Genomic DNA, 19,418 nt, shown 5'->3' with positions numbered 1-19,418 from the left:
AATCGTCATGCCATGGAATCAGCAAAAGGGCCCGGTACCGGAGATTTTCGGTTCTTCCTGCATCGCCGTATAATGAAGAGGATGGTAGTCAGCAGGATGAATTCTCCGGCGACAAACAAAAACCAGTTGTAATTTCCGGGGATATAAGCGGAAATTTTTTGCAGCAGTTCTTCAGATGAAGTCTGGCCGGGCATTTCGGCCATAAGTCTCAGATACGGCATGGTAAAGGAAAGTATAATGATCAGGCTTCCGCTTGTCATCAGGATCCAGTCGCGGAATTTTAACGTTACCGGACAATGCTGTTGCTGAAGGGCCAGAATGGAACCGGTATAACATATCATTGTCAGCGAGAGCAGGCAAGGCGCCAGCACCGGCCCGGCCCAGGGAACGGGGATCAGAAAGAGGATATCCCACTCAAGAAGGGAAGCAGGCCATCCGATAAGCATCCATAGAAATACATAGTAGAAAATATCCCAGATGGCGAAACAGAAAAGAAAATATGCAAAGCGTTCAATCGTATTTCTGCCCGGGAGTATGGCAACTGACAGTAGCATGATCAGGGTAGCCGCCTCGCGCAAAAGCTCTGTGATCAGTATTTGACGTTCCAAGTTGACCAATGGGAATGAAAATCCATGGGGATAGTAAATTTCCCTGAGATAGACTACCACGGCCGATTCCAGAAAGCCCATGGCGATGCTGAAAATAAAAAGCAGGCGCAAGGTCCTGATTGGGGTTTTCATAACTGCTTTTTTTCTTATAAAAATTGGCCCTTATTAAAGGCCATACATTCGATTGGATATTCTGCTGACAATCAAATATATGAATATTCTAATGAAAGTTCAAACGTTTTCCTATTCTGTCATTGCACTTCCTTTCAAATTTTTCCGGATAAGTGTGAAACAATCACAGCATATTCTGCCTATCTTTGCGCTTTCTCAGGGACGTTAGCTCAGTCGGTTCAGAGCGCTTGCTTCACACGCAAGAGGTCACTGGTTCGAGTCCAGTACGTCCCACAGTTGATTATTTCCTTTCGACCTTTCCTCAACAGTTAAACTTTCAATAATAAAAATACAAGGGTGCTGTTAATCGGTTAGTGCTTAATGTATTTGATTGAACAAGTCTTATTTCTGATCCGGCGAGTGATATTCAAATCCTTTTCCACGGAAATAAACCAACTTTCCTCCAAGGCTTCTTAAAAAGCTGTCAAGTCCGCCGATTCCTTCAATAACGGTGCCTTTGTAATAGTAGTGATTTTGGTAAATTTTATAGGTTTTAAGCGATTTACCGTTAATAATTGTGGTAATGACAGAATCAACCGTGTAGGTATTTGCAATGAATCCGTTCCATGCATTAAACGGCAGTGTGTCGCCGGTTTTAAGGCTGAAATCATATAGTATGTACTCTCTTTCGAGCGGGTAGGAATGAAAGTAATCACTGTTAGGATCAATATATACCCGCCTGGTAGCAGTGTCCTGCCTCAGAAAAGCTGCATACCCTGAGGTTACTGTCAATGTTCCGGGGTGTTTGTCAGGTATCTCTTCCGGCAGGTTCCACCGGTAATTCCTCCTTACCCAGAAAAGCTTTTTGTACAGATGCGGCTCTTCGGGCAAAAAGTCGTCATATCCCAGCATGGTAGGCCTGCTGAGTGTGGTATCACCCGAAAAATAGAAATATGATGTATCGATGTTATAAAACCAGAGATCATAATAAGGATGACTAACGCCTTCCTCATAACTGCGTGTTTCTATCCAGAGCGCAGAGTCAGGGAAAAGAAAATAATCTTCCTCAACAATAAGGCTGTCAGGATCAGGAATTACAGGGTCAGGGTTTTCAACCGCAGGCTCCTTTTTGCAGGATGAAATCAAAAAACTCAACAGTACTGTCAGGATCAGCAGGCGATTTTTCATAGTTTGTTTATCATACATTATAAAAGTAGACTTTCCTGAGCCTCTGCATTACCGCGGAACAGAAATATGCTGTTTTTATATAACAAGTAAAGATACAAACCTTTAAAGGCTGTTGGTTATAATCTGATAATTTTAATGGGAAAATGTCTGAAAAGATCTGCAATTCAGCATTGGTTAAGGTTTCATAGAAATCAAAGAGCCAACAAGCCCTTACGTTCGGCTTGCCTTCTCATCATAATGAAACCTGACGGGTAACAGATTGAATAAATTGACAGAGAAATAAATATGAAAAATTTATCAGTTGTTTGTGTATTTGCATAAATTCATGTAGGTTTGATCTTTGTAATCCGAAGCATATAATCGATCGCCATGAGCAAAAATGACAAGCCGGATGAATCAGGACGCCGGAAATTTTTTAAGCTGGCAGCAGCCGGCAGTCTGGGAGCCATGATCGCTCCTTCACCCCTTAAATCGGTCTTAGCGCAGGTTCAGGATGCGGAAAAGCCCGCCACCAACATCGCCGATGCGCTTAAATATCCCCGGAAGGAGGGTTCCCTCCCGGGAAAATTCCCTGCAAGGGTGGTAAAAGTCGTGGATATGGCTTCCGTGCAGGATGACAAGCCGGTGAAGACGGTGGTGTACAATATGCTGTCGGAATCTATGCTGTTGCTGACCGGGGCCGCCACCTTGCAAGAAGCCTGGCTGACCTTTGTACAGCCCCACGAAAAAATCGGCCTGAAACTGAATCCCATCGGCGGCACCCTGCTCTCCAGCAGCCATGAACTGGTGCAGAGCATTATTGAACAACTGCTCGAAGCGGGAATTCCAGGGGAAAATATTGTGCTGTGGGACCGCCGGGAATTTCAGCTGCACGAAGCCGGTTTCACCCCTGAAGCTTATCCGGGCATCACCATCACTGGCACAGAACGCAAAGGTGCCGATGGTGCCTATTACGGCAGCGACGGAAAGCTGCTCAGCGAAGCCGTGATTGACCGCGATTGGTTCTACTTCGCCGATGTGGAAGGCGAATACGATGATTACACCATGCCCTTTATGGTGAATGGGGGCAAATATTCCTATTTTACAAAGATCTGTACCCAGCAGCTGGATAAGATCATCAACGTTCCCGTGTTGAAAAATGCCGGAGCCTCCATTACGCTCTGCCTGAAGAATCTGGGCTACGGGGTAATCACCAATACCGGTCGTCTGCACGCAAAACTCTGGGGCGATACCAGCGCCGAAGTCTGCTGCTTCCCGCCGGTGCGCGATAAGGTGGTGCTTAACATTGCCGACGGCCTGCGCGGCTGCTTCCAGGGTGGTCCGGGCGCCAATCCGCAATACATCTGTAACTACAACACCCTGCTGGTTGGTACCGATCCCGTGGCCGTTGACCGCATCGGTTACGACATCGTCCTGCATAAGCGCATTGAGGAGGGGATTCAGCAGGAGGACGTCCCCCGTGGCAGGCAATTTATGGAATATGCTTCCCGCCTGGGACTGGGCGAGTGCAATATGGAGAAAATAGAGCTGGTGGAAGTTGTCCGTTAGCATGGCATTGGCCGGTTTTAGCAGAAAGCAAAGGACCTTTATCTGAATTCTTTATGAGACTATTTAAACTTGTATTACTGATTTTGCTGGCCGGAACTGCATTTGCCCAGCAAACACCGGCGCTTGATCCTGATTCCATACCCGGCTTTGTCTCGGTGAATGTCAGGCAGTTCGGCAATGAGGAATTGTGGGGCTACATCAATGGCGGGGCGGATCTCTACCTGGAATACGGGTTTGAGGAGATTCACGTTTTTGACGTGAAGGCTTCCAACCTTGATTTTAAGGCGGATCTCTACTGCATGAAATCTGCCGCGGCGGCATACGGCATATACAGCATCGCCCGTTTCAGATGCCGCGCCTCCGGAACACTTACACATCATGATTGCCTGACGCCCTATCAGTACATCGCGGCAAAGGGCAAATACTACCTTTCAGTATCAAACCCCGCCGGCAATGCTGAGGGAGAGCGGGTGATGCTCGCCATTGCCGGTGATCTGCTTGCCCGGTTGCCTGGAGAAGAAGCGGAGGTGCCCGGTATTTTCAAAGCGGAATTTCAGGATTCGGACCTCCGCGACCTGAAACTGGTTACCGGCCGGTTGGGAATACAGAACGGCTTTGTCCGTTGGGATGCGCTCTTCGGGGATTTGAGCAGTTTTGAAGCCTGGATACTTACTGTGAAAGCAGACGGGAAGCCTTACTATGTGGCTGAGATTCGCTTTAATGACGGAGCTGACAGGGAAAAATTCATACAGCAGAACGGCTTTGCCGGACTTGCAACTTCCACGGAGGAAGTAAACGTATTCCGCCTTTTCTCCCGCGGGCAAAACCGGCTTTTACTGACCGAAGGCGCCGCCCCGGCCACACTGCTTGAGAATCTTGAAAAAGGACTGTATTAGTCTACAGATAGTCAATTTAAACGAGGGAATTATTGAAGGCTGTGCTGCATTGCGGGACAGCCTTTCGGTTTTATAAGGAGTGGAGTATTCTGATTATAAACCCTCATCCGGCAGGAGAACCAGCCCTGAAAGGGTGAAATCCGTTAACATGGGGGAGAGCCCTGCGGAACTCGACTTCGGTGGGAGATCAGCCCTGCAAGGGCGAGATCTCCTAAAGCGGGGCGCAGCCCCGTGACATCCGGATCTGGCAGTAAAGTGAGCCCTGAAAGGGCGAAATCCGTTAACATGGGGGAGAGCCCTTCGGAACTCGACTTCGGTGGAAGATCAGCCTGAAAGGGCGAAATCCCCTAACGCGGGGCGCAGCCCCGTGTAATCCGGATATGGCGGGAGATCAGCCCTGCAAGGGCTGAATTTACTAACACAGGGCGAAGCCCTGTGACATCCTGATCCGACTGCAAAATGAGCCCTGCAAGGGCGACATCCATTAACTCTGGGTGCAGCACGGAGGAATCCGGATGCGACGGAAGATCAGCCCTGAAGGGGCGACATCCCCTAACGCGGGGCGCAGCCCCGTGAACCTCAGGTCCGGCAGAGAGCACAGCCCCGAAGGGGCGTTATCCCTTAACGCGGGGCGCAGCCCCTTGAACCTCAGGTCCAGCAGAGAGCACAGCCCCGAAGGGGCGCCATTCATTAACCCTGGGCGGAGCCCGGAGGAATCCGGATGCGACGGAAGATCAGCCCTGAAGGGGCGACATCCCCTAATGCGTGGCGCAGCCCCGTGAACCTCAGGTCCGGCAGAGAGCACAGCCCCGAAGGGGCGTTATCCCTTAACGCGGGGCGCAGCCCCTTGAACCTCAGGTCCAGCAGAGAGCACAGCCCCGAAGGGGCGTTATCCCTTAACGCGGGGCGCAGCCCCGTGGAGTCCGGCCCCCGCAGAAAGTACAGCCCTGAAGGGGCGTAATCACTAATCCCATACGTATCTCTCATCATACTCTATTCCATACTTGGCGAGAAATTCCAGATACTCCTCTTCGAAAGTTAACTTTCTGTGATGTACATGCTGATTCTCAATATAGGCCTTCACAACATCAACTTCAGCCGGGTTAACTGAGAAAGCCCCGTAACCATTTTGCCAGTAAAAGTTCTTTAATGAGGAATCTTTGGTTTTAATCCATTTTGATGAATGGGATTTTACCTCTTCCAGCAGTTTTGCCAGGGTCACATTTTTTGACAGCATACAGAGAATATGCACGTGATTGGTGAAGCCGCCGATCTTCAGCGGCTGGCAGTCCAGGTTTTTACAGATGCCTCCCAGGTAACTGTGCAGCTCGGCTTCGGTGGGTGGGTGGATCAGATGTACACGATGCTTGGTGCTGAAGGTGATGTGCAGGTAATTCTTTACTAATGATTGTCCCATGATCTTTTTGTATTGCGCCTTTTCAGGGCTTGGTTTATATCTGGTTTTCTTTTCGGCGGGCTTCTCCCGCCGGTATTATCTTTCGCCCTTACAGGGCTCAGGCTGATTTTCTTTGAGATTGGCTCTGCCTGATGTTTTTATATTTCGCCCTTTCAGGGCTTGGTTTATATCTGGTTTTCTTTTACGGCGGGCTTCTCCCGCCGGTATTATCTTTCGCCCTTTCAGGGCTCAGGCTGATTTCTTTAGTGATTGGTTCTGCCTGATGTTTTTGTATTTCGCCCCTTCAGGGCTTGGTTTATATCTGGTTTTCTTTTACGGCGGGCTTCTCCCGCCGGTATTATCTTTCGCCCTTTCAGGACTCAGGCTGATTTCTTTAGTGATTGGCTCTGCCTGATGTTTTTGTATTGCGCCCTTTCAGGGCTTGGTTTATATCTGGTTTTCTTTTACGGCGGGCTTCTCCCGCCGGTATTATCTTTCGCCCTTTCAGGGCTCAGGCTGATTTCTTTAGTGATTGGCTCTGCCTGATGTTTTTATATTTCGCCCCTTCAGGTCTTGGTTTATATCTGGTTTTCTTTTACGGCGGGCTTCTCCCGCCATTATTATATTTCGCCCTTTCAGGGCTCAGGCTGATTTCTTTAGTGATTGGCCCAGCCTGATGTTTTTAAATTGCGCCCCTTCAGGGCTTGGTTCATATCTGGTTTTCTTTTACGGCGGGCTTCTCCCGCCATTATTATATTTCGCCCTTTCAGGGCTTAACCGGAATCTGTTAATAAATATGGTTAAAGGAATGATCGGATTATAATCATTAATTCAGGTCTAAGGTAATCAATTTTTTGTTCAGGAAAAACAGGATAAAATCATACGATTTAAACGGGAACATAAAAGGCATTGAACGTAAAGGCAGCCTCAGCAACTGGAGTACGGACATCATCGACAACCTTACCTATTATTACAACGGCAATCAGTTGATAGCCGTTGATGATGCCGTACTTACCGACAATGGTGAATATTCCAGACAAACCAGGCCAGTGATTCCGGGGCAAAACATGCCTAAAAGGATGACATGTTAATGCTCAGGCACAGGCTGGCTATTTAAGCAGGGGTGAGGGAGCTGATAAAAAACTCAATCAGGTCTTTCATGTTGCGAAGGTCAACGCTTGAATCAATGGCTTTACAGATTCATTAATAGAACATAAATAGCTGATTTATTTGCCGATACAGAACTTCCCGAAAATATTCCCCAGCAGTTCTTCCGTGGTCACCTCACCGGTGATGCTGCCCAGGTGGTGCAGGGCTTGCCGGATATCGATGGCGATCAGGTCGGTGGGGAGATTCTCCGCAAATCCCTTTTCAATGCTTTCGATGCTGAGCCCGGCGCGGGTCAGGGCTTCGTAATGCCTGAGGCTGTAAACAATGGTCTGATCTCCGGTCTCGCCGGAATGGGCTGTTTTTAGCAGTCGTTCGGTAATCAGGTTGATGTTTTCGTTGCGCTTGGCCGAAACAAACAAGGTGTCGAGTTCCACCAGTTTTTTAAAGGAGTGGGGGGCCTCCAGCAGCATATCCGTTTTGTTGGCCACCGGAATAATCTGTTTGTCAGGGTCTTCAAGCTGCATCCGGATATCGGCGATGGCGTCATCAATCTCTTTTTCCGAAGCGGTGGTAATGTCGAAAACGTACAGCACCACGGCGGCCTGGTTCATCTTTTCATAAGTGCGTTCGATACCGATGGTTTCTATGGGCTCGTTGGTGTGGCGCAGGCCGGCGGTATCGATAAAACGGAAGGTCACCCCTTTGATGGCAATGGTATCTTCAATGGCATCGCGGGTGGTGCCGGGGATCTCGGAAACAATGGCCCTTTCCTCGTTCAGTAGGGCGTTCAGCAGGGTGGACTTGCCCACATTGGGTTTGCCGGCGATGGCCACCGGAATGCCGTGTTTCATTACATTGCCCAGCGCAAAGCTTGATTTCAGGTTCTCGATCTCGGTTTTGATGGTGGCCAGCAGTTTAAGCAGGCCGCTGCGGTCGGCGAATTCAACGTCTTCCTCGCTGAAGTCAAGCTCCAGCTCAATCAGGGAGGCGAAATCGACCAGGCGCGCCCTGAGTTCCCTTATTTTCTCCGAAAACCCGCCCCGCATCTGGTTGATGGCCAGTTTGTGCGAGGATTCGGAATTGGAGGCGATCAGGTCGGCCACGGCTTCGGCCTGCGACAGGTCGAAGCGGTTGTGCATAAATGCCCTGAGGGTGAACTCACCCGGCTCCGCGAGCCTTACGCCATGCTGCAGCAGCACTTCGATGATCTTCTGCTGGATGTAAACGGAACCGTGGCAGGAAATCTCAACCACGTCCTCGCCGGTGTAAGAATTGGGCGCCCTGAAGACGGTGATCAGCACTTCGTCAATCACGCCGGCTTCGGTGCCGAAAGTGCCGAAATGCGCGGTATGTGAACCGGATGCTTCCAGCTTGAAATCATGGCGTTTAGGCTTGAAATATTGAGCGGCTGTCTTTATGGCGTCAGGTCCGGAGAGCCTGATGATGGCAATGGCGCCCATGCCGGCAGGTGTTGATAAGGCGCAGATGGTATCGTCGGAAGATAAATAGCTCAGGTTCATGGCGTCAGAATTTTCATTATTTTAGGCCATCCAAAAGAATGATGGAATTTAAGCAATTTTTCAGGAAGTTGTTGAACAAAATTAGCTTTTTTTCATTTTAGCCTGTTAAATTTACCAATTAAACCCGAAAGGCCTTTTTATGAGCATCCTGGTTAACAAGAATTCTAAAGTGATCGTGCAGGGATTTACCGGCACCGAAGGAACATTTCACGCCTCCCAGATGATTGAATACGGCACCAATGTGGTTGGTGGCGTCACTCCCGGAAAGGGCGGAAGGTATCACCTGGGTAAACCGGTATTCAATACGGTAAGCGATGCGGTGAAAGATACCGGGGCTGACGTGTCCGTCATCTTTGTTCCGCCGGCATTTGCCGCGGATGCCATTATGGAAGCGGCCGATGCCGGAATAAAAGTCATCGTTTGCATCACCGAAGGAATTCCTGTAAAAGACATGATGATGGCGAAGGAGTACCTGAAGGGGCGCGACAGCCGGCTGATAGGGCCGAACTGTCCGGGCATCATCACCCCGGGTGAGGCCAAGATCGGGATTATGCCCGGATTTATCCATCAGAAAGGGGTGGTGGGCATTGTAAGCCGTTCGGGCACCCTTACTTACGAAGCCGTTGACCAGCTCACCAAAGCAGGACTGGGCCAGACCACCGCCATCGGAATCGGCGGCGACCCCATCAACGGGACTACCACCCGCGATGCCGTTGAGCTGTTTATGAACGATCCCGAAACCAAAGGTATTGTGATGATCGGCGAGATCGGTGGCGGCATGGAAGCCGAGGCTGCTTACTGGATCAAAGCGCACGGAACCAAGCCGGTGGTCAGTTTTATCGCCGGGGCCACCGCGCCCAAAGGCCGTACCATGGGCCATGCCGGTGCCATCGTGGGAGGAGCCTCAGATACGGCTGAAGCCAAGAAAGCCATCCTGCGCGAATGCGGGGTGCATGTGGTGGATTCCCCGGCCGAAATCGGCGCTAAAATGCTGGAAGTGCTCAAAGGATAGTTTTCTTTGCAGATATAAAAACAGCCGGGCCGGAAAGCCTGGCTGTTTTGTTAGATAGCTGCCGGATTACTTTTTCCGGTTTTCTTCGCTGAATTCATACGCGCCGATATCTGGCGCCGTGTCAGCGGTGCGCAACCTGCCGTCAATATCCTCCTGCAGATTGATAAACGAACCGTTAAGCACGCCGGCATTCCCTTTGTTGATCAGGGAGGAGACCAGCGTGTCGGGTTGGTACAGTGCCTGATAAGGATCGCGGAACCAGGGGTTCTGATTTTTCAGGGAGCCGGGGAACTTTTCAGCATCTTCGATATTGGCTTCTGTTTTTAAAAGGCAGTTTTCGAAACGGTAGTTGAAGACCCCGCCGCTGCTGTGTTGGTCGAAGGTGATTTCTTCATTTTTCTCCCCGTAAATGGCGCAGTTGCCGAAGTAGGCCTGCTCCAGCGGCCTGAGTTGCACGGCCCCCGTGAAGTCAATATAGTAGTTGTTCAGTACCAGCGCGGTTTCCCTCCTGAATGACTTATTCCAGAAATTGCCGATGGTGCAGTGCCTGAAATCGTAACGACCGCCAAGCGTCAGGGCCAGTGACCGGGCCCCGCAGTTGCCGATCACGCAGTTTGCCGCTTCTATGGTGGTTCCCTGACCCAGTATGCCGGTTTTGCTCATATTGTAGATCAGCGAGTTGCTGATTCTCAGGGTAGGGTTGGGCGAATTGCCGGTGGTGTCGGCATGGATGCCCACTTCACCGTTGCGGATAACGGCATAATTAAACTCGTTGTTGATGCTGCCTGCATAGAGCCAGATGCGTCCCCACTGTCCGGGGATATCGCGGTAGTAATCTTCCAGCCTGTCGCCTTCAAAAATCACCGGATTTTCGCGGGTGCCGTTCACTTTGATGGTAGCATCGCGGTAAACCATCAGGATGGCCCCGCTGTGCAGGTGTACCCTGGCGCCCGCTTCCACCGAAAGGGTGTAGAGTGAATCAACGATCAGGTAACCGTAAATGACATGCGGCTTCTCCGGGGTGAACACATAATCGCTTCCGATAATCCCGTTTCTGTAAAAATAAGCATCCTGTCCCCAGGCCACCAGCTTCACATCCTGAATATTACCGTTGGTGGTAAACACGATGCTGTCATTCTGAATCAGTGGGGCATTGGCCTGGTTGGGGTCTATCGTGACTTTAACAAAAACGAAAAGGGAGTCTTTACCGGCAATTTCAAGATCCCTGATCTCCGTGGCAGCGATGCCGTCGATGTTCATCCTGAACGGTGAACTGCTGCCGCGCGCAAGCCTTACAGAGCTGACGTTGACCTTGTTGTCGGAAGGATTGTAGATCATAAACACCCTTGTGGAAGACCCAACAGTGGTGAATACTGTGTCGAAAAAAACGGTATCTGCTGAGAATGACAGATTCAGATCCGGATTATTGTCAAATTTATCGTCTTTCTGACAGGATGCGAAAAAAAGTAAAGCAAACACCGGTAACAACCCGGCCAGGAATCGGTATCGTTTCATGAATTCGGTTTGATGTTGCAAAGGTAACGATTCAGCCGGTACCTGTATTGTTCTATTGCATGGAAGTGGTTGATTTCCTTGATTAACATATCTTGGCGGGCAGACCGTGAATTATTTCCGGGATCCCTGGTAATTCAGCTGCTGAAGTTGCCGGTCGCGGTACTGGTTCTGAAATATGCCAAAGCTGAGCCGGATACTTACCACGTGCCCCTTTTTATCAAAGAGCTTGTTCAGGGTATAATCAACCATATTGTACCTTGCCTGAACGGCAAGGTAAGAGCTTTTGGCCACCGGAAAGCGGTAACCTCCGCCAATGCTGAAGTTATAGCTGTTGGCCGAGGCTGTTTCCTCCTCATCGTTGCCGTCGGTATTGAACATGGTGAAACCGTCAAATCCTGCGCCGGCGGTAAAGAAAGGAGTGAAACGGATGTTCCGGAACAGGTCGCGGGTGTATTCTACAGCAATATAGCCGCCGGTGAAGTCATTGGTCAGCTCCTGAGGACCGTTTTTCTCCTTCCTTGCCAGATAGGATTCCGGGGTTTTGATAAACTTCACACCAAGAACAAGTTCGTAAAGGTGTTCCTTCATTTTGAGGCCGTAGGTCATCCCCAGCTCGGGATGCATGCCCATGGATGCAAGCGGCCCGGTGGGGATCCAGGTGCCGCCATAAAATGAAAGGCTGAGGGAAGGCAGATTCAGCACCTTACTGAGTTCTTCATTGTAGTGCTTTCCGGGAACCGTTTCGCGATAAGGGGAAGTGGTCAGCAATTGGAAAACAGTGTCGGTCTGTCCTGAATAGAAAAGGCAAAGCAGGTATTCCAATGAACCGGGCTCATAATCAGCTTTAATTGCTGATGCCAGGTCCATCGTCCATTTATCCAGCTCACCCCCGACCGGAACATAGTCGAAGGATGACTGATAATAATTGTAAACATGGGTGTTCTCTTCCCTGATTAAATCCATGCGGCTGTCAAACGCGCGCATATACCTCAGGAAATTCTGGTCCAGCAATGATTCATCAAAATAATGCAGTTCGAGTGAAAGAAGAATATTTGTGCGGGTTACGGGCTCGGTGCTGCCGCATTTTTCACCCCAGTACGGAGTACCAGCAGCGCCGAATCCATCAGCCCTTCCTGATGGTACCAGGGAATATATTCTGAACTGTTCAGTGAAATGTCCTGGCAGGAAATCTGACGCCGCGTGAGCATATTTTCCAGTTCGTCCTGCGAATGGGCTTCCGGCGTTATGGTAAATAAAAAGGCCATGGTCAGCGCAATTCCGGCTAAAGACGTAAGTTTCATATTTTTATGCTGTTGTTGAATGTCTTTCAAATTATACAGGCCTCTATCATAAATAATGAACAGGTCATTCTTGTGACAGAGAATTTTCGCTTTGGAATACTTTACAAAGTTATGAATGACAGACGGGCTTTCAAACAATGACAGGACGTTTTTATGGATGATTTAGCAACCTGCGGGAATTTGCTGAATGGCCTACTGAATACTCAGGCAGGGCAGTCATATGTGTTATTATAATTTTTAGCGGATTCGTATGCTTGAAGGGGCTCAGAATGCAAAATGATTTTTCGACCCCGGAGGGGTCGCATGTCTGTAGAAATAAAGAATGCAAAATGGCTGCACGACCCCGGAGGGGTCGAACGTCTTTCATCTGATTTCATCGTTTTTGATCGATAATTGATGGTTTGAATATTTGAATGTAGTTTGATTAATTAATTGCTAAAACATGCGACCCCGCCGGGGTCGTGTGCTTATATTCTGATCTTTTTCTATAAACATATGACTCCGGAGGAGTCATAATTCCGATGCAAAAAATATGGCTTCATCCGCCTGAAGCTGGTCATTTGCTCTTTAGGTAAAAAGCGCAGTGATTAAGGAGTTATTAGTGCCTGATTATTTGTGCAGCCGGAGCTTTGGTGGCATCTGTTTGTTAAAGCCAAACTATAATTCTGACACATCAAATAACGATAAGGCTTCCTCATTCGAGGGATTACTCGTGAAAAGATGCGTCGGGTTGCTGTCTTTGATTAACAAAACCTTTGACCTGCTTAAAGAACATCCGGTTCAAGCCGGATCAAACACATGTTAATCAATATTATAGCCTGTTTTCCTGCCTTTATCGATGGCCGGCAACCCCTTTGTCATCCATTCCGGCGCCGGTTTTCCTTTCAGGTAATGGTCGAAAAACTGCATCATCCGGATATCCAGGTCTTTCATATTGCCTCTTTTGGCCAGGTTGTGCTCGTCGCCGTTGTAGTTCAGCAGCCAGCAGGGTTTCTGCAGCCGGCGCAGTGCGGTAAACAATTCAATGCCCTGATACCAGGGAACGGCGCCATCGGCATCGTTCGCCATAATCAGCAGGGGTGTTTCAATTTTGTCGGCCCTGAAGAGGGGGGAGTTTTCAATATACAGATCGGGCCGGTCCCAGAGGGAGGCGCCGATCCTGCTCTGGCCTTCCTCATACTGAAACTGCCTTACCATGCCCGATTCCCAGCGGATACCGCCGTAAGCGCTGGTCATATTGCTGACCGGAGCGCCCGCCATGGCCGCTTTATAAAGATTGGTACGTGTGATCAGCCATGCGACCTGATATCCGCCCCAACTCTGCCCCTGAATGCCGATACGGTCACGGTCAATAAAACCGCGGGCAATCAGATCGAGTGTGCCGCTTACCACCGATTCGTAGGCGCTAAGCCCGGGGTAACCGTCTTCGTAGTCAATGTCGGGGATAAAAACCACGTACCCGTTGCTGGTGCAGTAGGTGGGACTGATGATGCTGCGTGAGGGTTTCGGCGCGTAGTACTGGTGCAGCTGATCGGTGTATTTTTCGTAAAAATAGACCAAGGCAGGATATTTTATTCCGGGATCAAAACCGGCGGGTTTATAGAGCAGCCCCTTCTGCGGTTTACCGGCTGTGGTGGTCCAGGAAACAATTTCCACACTGCCCCAGAGGTAATTTTTCTGCTGGGGATTGGCATCCGATATTTTTACGGATGATGCAAACGTCATATCGCTTAGCCACAGGTCCGGAAATTCACTGAAACTGCTCCGCGCCCAAAGCAGGTTTTGGCTTATTTCAGCCTTAACCGGTGTGGAATACTTATACGGTCCTTCCAGCAGGCTGACGGGAGACCCTCCGCCGGCCCCTTCAAGCTTCCGGAATCCTGCATCTTTGGTTTCAAAATCAAAGCTGCTGAGCAGGAAACTGCCATCCGCGTTCTCGATGTGAGGAACTTCCCTGTCGAGGTTCAGGTTGCGGAACCGCTTGTTCAGCCTGCGTCCTTCGCCGGCAGTGAGGCATACCGGGCTGTTTTTGCCTTCCGGGTCAAGTCCCCAGAGGTCAAAGCGATCGTAAACCACGAAGAACCTGTCATCTTTCAGCCAGCCGGCGCTCCCGGCAGGCCCGGGCAGGCCGGGAACGTCATGTTCTTCATCATAAAATGCGATGTCTTTGCCTGCCGGATGGGACGTGATCTTTTTATCTTTCAGCGTCATGGTTTTCCAAAGGCTGTCGGTTTCGGAATACCATGCAATGTATTTTCCGCTGTTTCCCAGGCTTACCTGTCCTGAAATGCGCTGCAGCAACAACTCCCTGCTCCCTGTTTCATTATTGATCAGGTAAACATCCCGGTAGCGGTTACCGCGCCATGAAGCTTCCACCTGATATGGTTCACTGTTAAATCCCAGGGCAAATTTTCCATTGCCTTTAAACCCGGTGTTTACACTTCTGACCATTTCATCTGCAAGATGGATCAGTTTGCCGGTACGGGGATGATAAACGGTCAGATAGGTTCTTTTCCGTTCTTCATCCAGTTGCTTCAGCTGCTGGGGCTGTAACTGAGGATCACGCCAGTGCCAGATATCGACTGTTGCTTTTTCATCATCGGTAAGCGTGTCTTTCACTTCCGGCAGCGGGGCAGGGGCTATGCCAAAATAAAGTTTACTGCCGTCTTCCGAAAAATAGACTTTACCATGTTCGCCGGGGACAAACCCAGCCGGAAGTCTTGTGTCAGCCGTATCTGCAACATGCACAATACTTTGCTGAAAGTAGTATAAACTGTACCGCTTGGTTTTGGCAGTGTCGCTGCTGTGCATAAAAGCCACCTGACCGCCCTGCGCGTCCACGGCAAGGTTGCGGATATGTCCCGGCGCTGAGAAAAGCTGCCGCTCCGACTGTTTCTCTGTATCAAAAAACATGACTTCTGAAACAGGGATGCTGTCGGGTTTGTAGGTAGCATAGATGATACTTGTGCCTGTTTCGCTGATCACCGCCTGGGTAACCTGCTCATGGGTAAATATCAGGCTGTCAGCCGGGTAAATAATTTTTAACAGGTATGTTTCTGTTTTATCCTTCTTTTTCTTTGGTGAAACCTTCTTTTTCACAGCCACCGTATCGGCTGAAAGTGTATCGTTTACTGCGGTATCTTCCTTAGGTTCCGGTTTGTCGATCAGGGCAAACATGGTTTTCCCGCTTTTTGCCGGTATACCGAAAGATTTCAATCCGGGATAAATGTACCTTTTACCGTTGAGGGCGTATACTAGCAGCGAATCTTTGGGCAGTTCATCCTTTTTCTTTCCGTCAAGCCTGGCTTTTCTTGTTTCGCGCAAAAACGGACGGATGCGGCAGGCCAGGAAATCTTCTCCAGGCGAAACCTGCGCCCCCCCGGCCCTTTTCAGGGTGTCATAGGCGTCTGTCGAAGGGTAATGGATGATTAGTTTGCCATCGCCGTACTGCGGGTTTTGCTCAAAATACACCAGTTTGCCGGTAGCGGAAATGCCCGGTTTATCTATGCTATGCCAGGTGTCGTAAACTCCCGGATGCAAGGGCACGGCATCCTGGGCGGCAATGCGGACAAGCGGCAGAAAAATCAGGGTAGTAATCCAGAGCACAGGGCGGATGATTGACTTCATTCGTGGAGTGTTTAAAATTCGGGAGCTAAAATAACTTCAAAATTTGATACGCTGCAAATCAGATTTACCAAACGGTTAAAAGGTTGGAAAAAGTGAATTGTTTGCAAATAATGTTAAAAAGTTGAACAAAAAGCTGTAGTCCTTGTTTGTCGGACTGATTTCGTCAAATTAAACCGTAGTTTTATTTGTTTTGGCGATCATTTTTTAGCATCTTTGCTAAGAAGTATTTTTTACAAAGGTTCAGGACATTTTTATATCATTTTGCCAAATTCGCAGCTATGAGTTATATCACTTTTGAAAAAAAACAGCTGGTAAACCTTGAATACAGTTTGCCCATAGAGCTTCTGAGAACAAGCCGCGAAGGGGCATATGCAAGTTCGACCATTATTAACTGCAATACCCGCAAATATCATGGTATGCTGGTGGTTCCGCAGCCGGCGCTGGATAACGGAAACCATGTGCTGCTTTCTTCGCTGGATGAAACGCTGATACAGCATAACACTGAGTTTAATCTCTCTATCCGCAAGTATCAGGGAGAAACATTTGCGCCCAAGGGACATAAATACCTGCGTGATTTTACCACCGAACCCATTCCCATGCATACTTATGTAGTCGGCGGAATGGTGTTTACGAAAGAGATGCTGTTTTCACACAAGGACGGACGCACAATTATCAAATACACGCTGGTGGATGCCCATTCGCCCACCATCATCAGGTTTCGCCCCTTCCTGGCTTTCCGCAATATTCACGCGCTCAGTAAAGCCAATTATGATGTGGATACCAGCTACGAAGAAATTCCGAATGGAATAAAGTTGCGCATGTATCGCGGATATTCATTTCTGCATTTGCAGTTTTCGAAAGAGCCTGAGTATGTGCATGTCCCTGACTGGTATTATAATATCGAGTACATCCGGGAAAAGGCCAGGGGGTATGATTATCTTGAGGACCTTTATGTGCCGGGATACTTTGAAATGCCCATTGCCAAAGGAGAAAGCATATATCTTTCGGCAGGAACCGATCCGGTGAACCCCGCGATGCTGAAGAAACTCTATAACAATGAAATCAGCAGGAGGGTTCCCCGCGACAGTTTTGAGCATTGTCTGTTGAATGCGGCCCAGCAGTTTATCATCAGGCAAGGGAAAAAGGTGGAGGTAATTGCCGGTTATCCCTGGTTCGGGCGGTGGGGGCGCGATACATTTATCTCTTTGCCTGGCCTTGCCATGGTAGCCGGTGAGCTTAAACTGGCCAAAGCGGCCATCGACAACATCCTCCCTGAAATGCGCGGGCCTTTGTTTCCTAATAAGGGTATCGGCGAACATGCCATTTATAATTCAGCAGATACGCCCCTCTGGTTTTTCTGGGCGCTGCAGCAATACGGTATTTTTTCCGGATCCAATGACGGCATCTGGAAGGAATACGGTAAAAAAATGAAAACCATCCTTGAAGGATACCGGACGGGGACATATCATAACATAAAAATGCATGATAACGGACTGATCTTTGCCGGTGAAGCCGGAATTCCGGTGACCTGGATGGATGCGGTGGTGGAAGGAAAGCCGGTGACCCCGCGTATAGGTTATGCTGTGGAGATCAATGCATTGTGGTACAATGCCCTGATGTTTGCGCTTGATTTGGCTGACGAAGCCGGCGATCGCACTTTTGTAAATGCCTGGAAACCCATAGCGGATGCTTTCCCGGAAGCTTTCCTGGATAATTTCTGGGTTGAAAGCCGGGAGCATCTGGCCGACTACACCCACGGTGACTACAAAGATATTTCCATGAGGCCAAACCAGGTGTTCGCAACCTCTCTGCCTTACACGCCGCTTACCGAGGAAATCAGAAATAAAGTGCTGGAGCGCATAAAATCTGAACTGCTTACTCCCAGAGGCCTTCGTTCATTATCACCCAAAAATCCTCTGTACAAAGGGACTTACACCGGCAACCAGACCCAGCGGGATATGGCTTATCATCAGGGATCTGTATATCCCTGGCTGCTGGGGCATTTTGTGGAAGGATACCTCAGAATTCATGGCAAATCTGGTTTGAAAATGGTAACTGACCTTTACCGGGGTTTCGAGTCCGTGATGAATGAACACGGTGTCGGGACCATCTCCGAGGTTTATGACGGGGATCCGCCACACAAACCGGGCGGAGCCATTTCGCAGGCCTGGAATGTGGCAGAACTGCTCAGAATCAACTGGTTGATAAGGACTTATTCAAAAAGCAAAAAATAATTTCTCGGTTTACATTTTATTTAAAGAAGGGATCTCAATTTATGAAAGTATTGATGTTTGGCTGGGAATTTCCCCCTCATATAACCGGAGGACTGGGAACTGCCTGTTTCGGGATGACCAAAGGCCTGCTGAAAAACGGGGTGGAAGTGCTTTTTGTGGTTCCCAAAGCATATGGCGATGAAAGTCAGGAAGCCGTCAGGCTGATCAATGCGAGTGATGTCAGCATTGATATCCGTAAAACAGAGGAGCTTGAATTCTGGAAAAACATTACTTATCTGGAAGTAAATTCCAGTCTGGTGCCTTATGTTGGCCCGGAGGCTTTCGACAACCTGATGGAAAGTGCGGAAAAGGTCACCACCCTCAGTGAGGATTCCATCTTCAACGCCCGCTATACCTTCTCGGGTAAGTATGGGGAGAATCTGCTTGAAGAAGTTGCCCGATATGCACTGGTTGGCGCACAGATTGCCCGTGATTCTCAGTTTGATGTCATTCATTCCCACGACTGGCTGACCTATGCGGCGGGCATTGCAGCAAAACAGGCTACCGGTAAACCACTGGTGGTGCACATGCATGCAACGGAGTTTGACCGCTCGGGCGAAAATGTGAACCAGCGGGTTTATGACATCGAGCGCTCCGGTATGGAGGCTGCAGACAGGGTGATTACGGTAAGCAATCTTACCCGCAATATTGTGATAGACAGGTATGGCATTGACCCGGCAAAAGTCATTACCGTGCATAACGCGGTTGAACCAACCGAACAGATTGACTTCAGTCAGGTTGAAAAACATGTGCCGGAGAAAGTAGTGACCTTCCTGGGCCGGGTTACCTTTCAGAAAGGACCGGAATACTTTATTGAGGCCGCTTACAAGGTATTGCAGCGCGATCCAAACGTACGTTTTGTGATGGCCGGGACCGGCGATCTGCTTGAAAAAATGATCCGCCGGGTGGCGCAGCTCAGGATATCAACCAGGTTTCATTTCACAGGATTCCTCCGGGGCGAGAATGTCGACAGGATGTTCGCCATGAGCGATGTTTACGTAATGCCCTCTGTTTCAGAGCCTTTTGGAATATCCCCCCTTGAGGCCATGCGCTCCAATGTGCCGGTGGTGATCTCCAAGCAGTCAGGTGTGGCGGAGGTGCTTCAGCATGCCCTTAAAGTCGATTTCTGGGATATTGACGCCATGGCTGATGCCATCTACGGTTTGCTCCAGTACAAGAGCCTGCCCCGTATGTTCTCAAAATATGGGGCCCAGGAAGTTAATAGTCTGAAGTGGGAAAATGCCGCAACGCATATCAAACGTGTATATGAACAGGTTTGCTAACCAATTATTCATGAAAAGCTAAACACAGGA

At 49.3% G+C, this 19,418-nt stretch carries 14 protein-coding genes and 1 tRNA gene; 7 read left to right on the top strand and 8 right to left on the bottom strand.

What is annotated here, in order from left to right; all coding sequences use genetic code 11:
* Window positions 1-5: 5 nt before the first annotated feature.
* Entirely contained in the window at window positions 6-740 is a 735-nt protein-coding gene (locus tag TBC1_RS13980; RefSeq protein WP_062044213.1) for a hypothetical protein, read from the bottom strand.
* Between the two features lie 198 nt (window positions 741-938).
* Between TBC1_RS13980 and TBC1_RS13975 the strand changes: the two genes are divergently transcribed.
* Window positions 939-1,013, top strand: a tRNA-Val gene (locus TBC1_RS13975).
* 108 nt (window positions 1,014-1,121) lie between these two features.
* On the opposite strand, the gene TBC1_RS13970 is transcribed toward TBC1_RS13975, so the two are convergent.
* A complete protein-coding gene (locus TBC1_RS13970) occupies window positions 1,122-1,907 on the bottom strand; it encodes a hypothetical protein (protein WP_062044210.1) in 786 nt (261 codons plus the stop codon).
* A gap of 369 nt (window positions 1,908-2,276) precedes the next feature.
* Between TBC1_RS13970 and TBC1_RS13965 the strand changes: the two genes are divergently transcribed.
* Complete coding sequence (locus TBC1_RS13965; protein ID WP_062044207.1) at window positions 2,277-3,455, top strand: DUF362 domain-containing protein; 1,179 nt, start codon at window positions 2,277-2,279, stop codon at window positions 3,453-3,455.
* A 53-nt stretch (window positions 3,456-3,508) separates the two neighbouring features.
* Window positions 3,509-4,351: a DUF6599 family protein gene (locus tag TBC1_RS13960; RefSeq protein ID WP_062044204.1), complete on the top strand. Its 843-nt coding sequence runs from the start codon at window positions 3,509-3,511 to the stop codon at window positions 4,349-4,351.
* A 964-nt stretch (window positions 4,352-5,315) separates the two neighbouring features.
* Here the strand turns inward: TBC1_RS13960 and tnpA are convergent.
* Window positions 5,316-5,768 carry an IS200/IS605 family transposase gene (tnpA, locus tag TBC1_RS13955; protein WP_062044201.1) on the bottom strand — a complete coding sequence of 151 codons (453 nt, stop codon included), beginning with the start codon at window positions 5,766-5,768 and terminating at the stop codon, window positions 5,316-5,318.
* 833 nt (window positions 5,769-6,601) lie between these two features.
* Here tnpA and TBC1_RS13950 point away from each other — a divergent pair.
* A complete protein-coding gene (locus TBC1_RS13950) occupies window positions 6,602-6,838 on the top strand; it encodes a hypothetical protein (protein ID WP_062044199.1) in 237 nt (78 codons plus the stop codon).
* A 135-nt stretch (window positions 6,839-6,973) separates the two neighbouring features.
* On the opposite strand, the gene mnmE is transcribed toward TBC1_RS13950, so the two are convergent.
* Window positions 6,974-8,377, bottom strand: coding sequence for a tRNA uridine-5-carboxymethylaminomethyl(34) synthesis GTPase MnmE (gene mnmE, locus TBC1_RS13945; protein WP_062044196.1), 1,404 nt, complete (start codon window positions 8,375-8,377; stop codon window positions 6,974-6,976).
* Between the two features lie 139 nt (window positions 8,378-8,516).
* On the opposite strand from mnmE, the gene sucD reads away from it, so the two are divergent.
* On the top strand, window positions 8,517-9,389 hold the full coding sequence (sucD, locus tag TBC1_RS13940; protein WP_062044193.1) for a succinate--CoA ligase subunit alpha: 873 nt from the start codon (window positions 8,517-8,519) through the stop codon (window positions 9,387-9,389).
* 66 nt (window positions 9,390-9,455) lie between these two features.
* Here sucD and TBC1_RS13935 read toward each other — a convergent pair whose 3' ends face one another.
* From TBC1_RS13935 to TBC1_RS13920, 4 genes are all read right to left on the bottom strand, one after another.
* Window positions 9,456-10,904: a hypothetical protein gene (locus TBC1_RS13935; RefSeq protein ID WP_062044190.1), complete on the bottom strand. Its 1,449-nt coding sequence runs from the start codon at window positions 10,902-10,904 to the stop codon at window positions 9,456-9,458.
* Between the two features lie 111 nt (window positions 10,905-11,015).
* Window positions 11,016-11,888, bottom strand: a complete 873-nt coding sequence (locus tag TBC1_RS13930) for an outer membrane protein (protein ID WP_172668906.1) — start codon at window positions 11,886-11,888, stop codon at window positions 11,016-11,018.
* Between the two features lie 77 nt (window positions 11,889-11,965).
* Window positions 11,966-12,205: a hypothetical protein gene (locus TBC1_RS17850; protein ID WP_137305738.1), complete on the bottom strand. Its 240-nt coding sequence runs from the start codon at window positions 12,203-12,205 to the stop codon at window positions 11,966-11,968.
* Between the two features lie 801 nt (window positions 12,206-13,006).
* Window positions 13,007-15,832, bottom strand: coding sequence for an alpha/beta hydrolase family protein (locus TBC1_RS13920; protein ID WP_062044181.1), 2,826 nt, complete (start codon window positions 15,830-15,832; stop codon window positions 13,007-13,009).
* Window positions 15,833-16,110: 278 nt separating this feature from the next.
* Between TBC1_RS13920 and TBC1_RS13915 the strand changes: the two genes are divergently transcribed.
* Both TBC1_RS13915 and TBC1_RS13910 read left to right on the top strand, forming a co-directional pair.
* Entirely contained in the window at window positions 16,111-18,066 is a 1,956-nt protein-coding gene (locus TBC1_RS13915) for an amylo-alpha-1,6-glucosidase (protein ID WP_062044178.1), read from the top strand.
* Between the two features lie 41 nt (window positions 18,067-18,107).
* Entirely contained in the window at window positions 18,108-19,388 is a 1,281-nt protein-coding gene (locus TBC1_RS13910; protein ID WP_062044175.1) for a glycosyltransferase family 4 protein, read from the top strand.
* The last annotated feature ends 30 nt before the right edge of the window (window positions 19,389-19,418 follow it).

This window comes from Lentimicrobium saccharophilum, assembly GCF_001192835.1.
GTDB lineage: Bacteria > Bacteroidota > Bacteroidia > Bacteroidales > Lentimicrobiaceae > Lentimicrobium > Lentimicrobium saccharophilum.
This window is presented reverse-complemented; position numbering and strand designations above follow the sequence as displayed.

What these genes read in the sequence shown, in the direction of transcription:
- TBC1_RS13980 (WP_062044213.1), bottom strand. Translation starts at nt 740, where the DNA reads ATGAAAACCCCAATCAGGACCTTGCGCCTGCTTTTTATTTTCAGCATC.
- TBC1_RS13970 (WP_062044210.1), bottom strand. Translation starts at nt 1,907, where the DNA reads ATGAAAAATCGCCTGCTGATCCTGACAGTACTGTTGAGTTTTTTGATT.
- TBC1_RS13965 (WP_062044207.1), top strand. Translation starts at nt 2,277, where the DNA reads ATGAGCAAAAATGACAAGCCGGATGAATCAGGACGCCGGAAATTTTTT.
- TBC1_RS13960 (WP_062044204.1), top strand. Translation starts at nt 3,509, where the DNA reads ATGAGACTATTTAAACTTGTATTACTGATTTTGCTGGCCGGAACTGCA.
- tnpA (WP_062044201.1), bottom strand. Translation starts at nt 5,768, where the DNA reads ATGGGACAATCATTAGTAAAGAATTACCTGCACATCACCTTCAGCACC.
- mnmE (WP_062044196.1), bottom strand. Translation starts at nt 8,377, where the DNA reads ATGAACCTGAGCTATTTATCTTCCGACGATACCATCTGCGCCTTATCA.
- sucD (WP_062044193.1), top strand. Translation starts at nt 8,517, where the DNA reads ATGAGCATCCTGGTTAACAAGAATTCTAAAGTGATCGTGCAGGGATTT.
- TBC1_RS13935 (WP_062044190.1), bottom strand. Translation starts at nt 10,904, where the DNA reads ATGAAACGATACCGATTCCTGGCCGGGTTGTTACCGGTGTTTGCTTTA.
- TBC1_RS13930 (WP_172668906.1), bottom strand. Translation starts at nt 11,888, where the DNA reads ATGCGCGCGTTTGACAGCCGCATGGATTTAATCAGGGAAGAGAACACC.
- TBC1_RS17850 (WP_137305738.1), bottom strand. Translation starts at nt 12,205, where the DNA reads ATGAAACTTACGTCTTTAGCCGGAATTGCGCTGACCATGGCCTTTTTA.
- TBC1_RS13920 (WP_062044181.1), bottom strand. Translation starts at nt 15,832, where the DNA reads ATGAAGTCAATCATCCGCCCTGTGCTCTGGATTACTACCCTGATTTTT.
- TBC1_RS13915 (WP_062044178.1), top strand. Translation starts at nt 16,111, where the DNA reads ATGAGTTATATCACTTTTGAAAAAAAACAGCTGGTAAACCTTGAATAC.
- TBC1_RS13910 (WP_062044175.1), top strand. Translation starts at nt 18,108, where the DNA reads ATGAAAGTATTGATGTTTGGCTGGGAATTTCCCCCTCATATAACCGGA.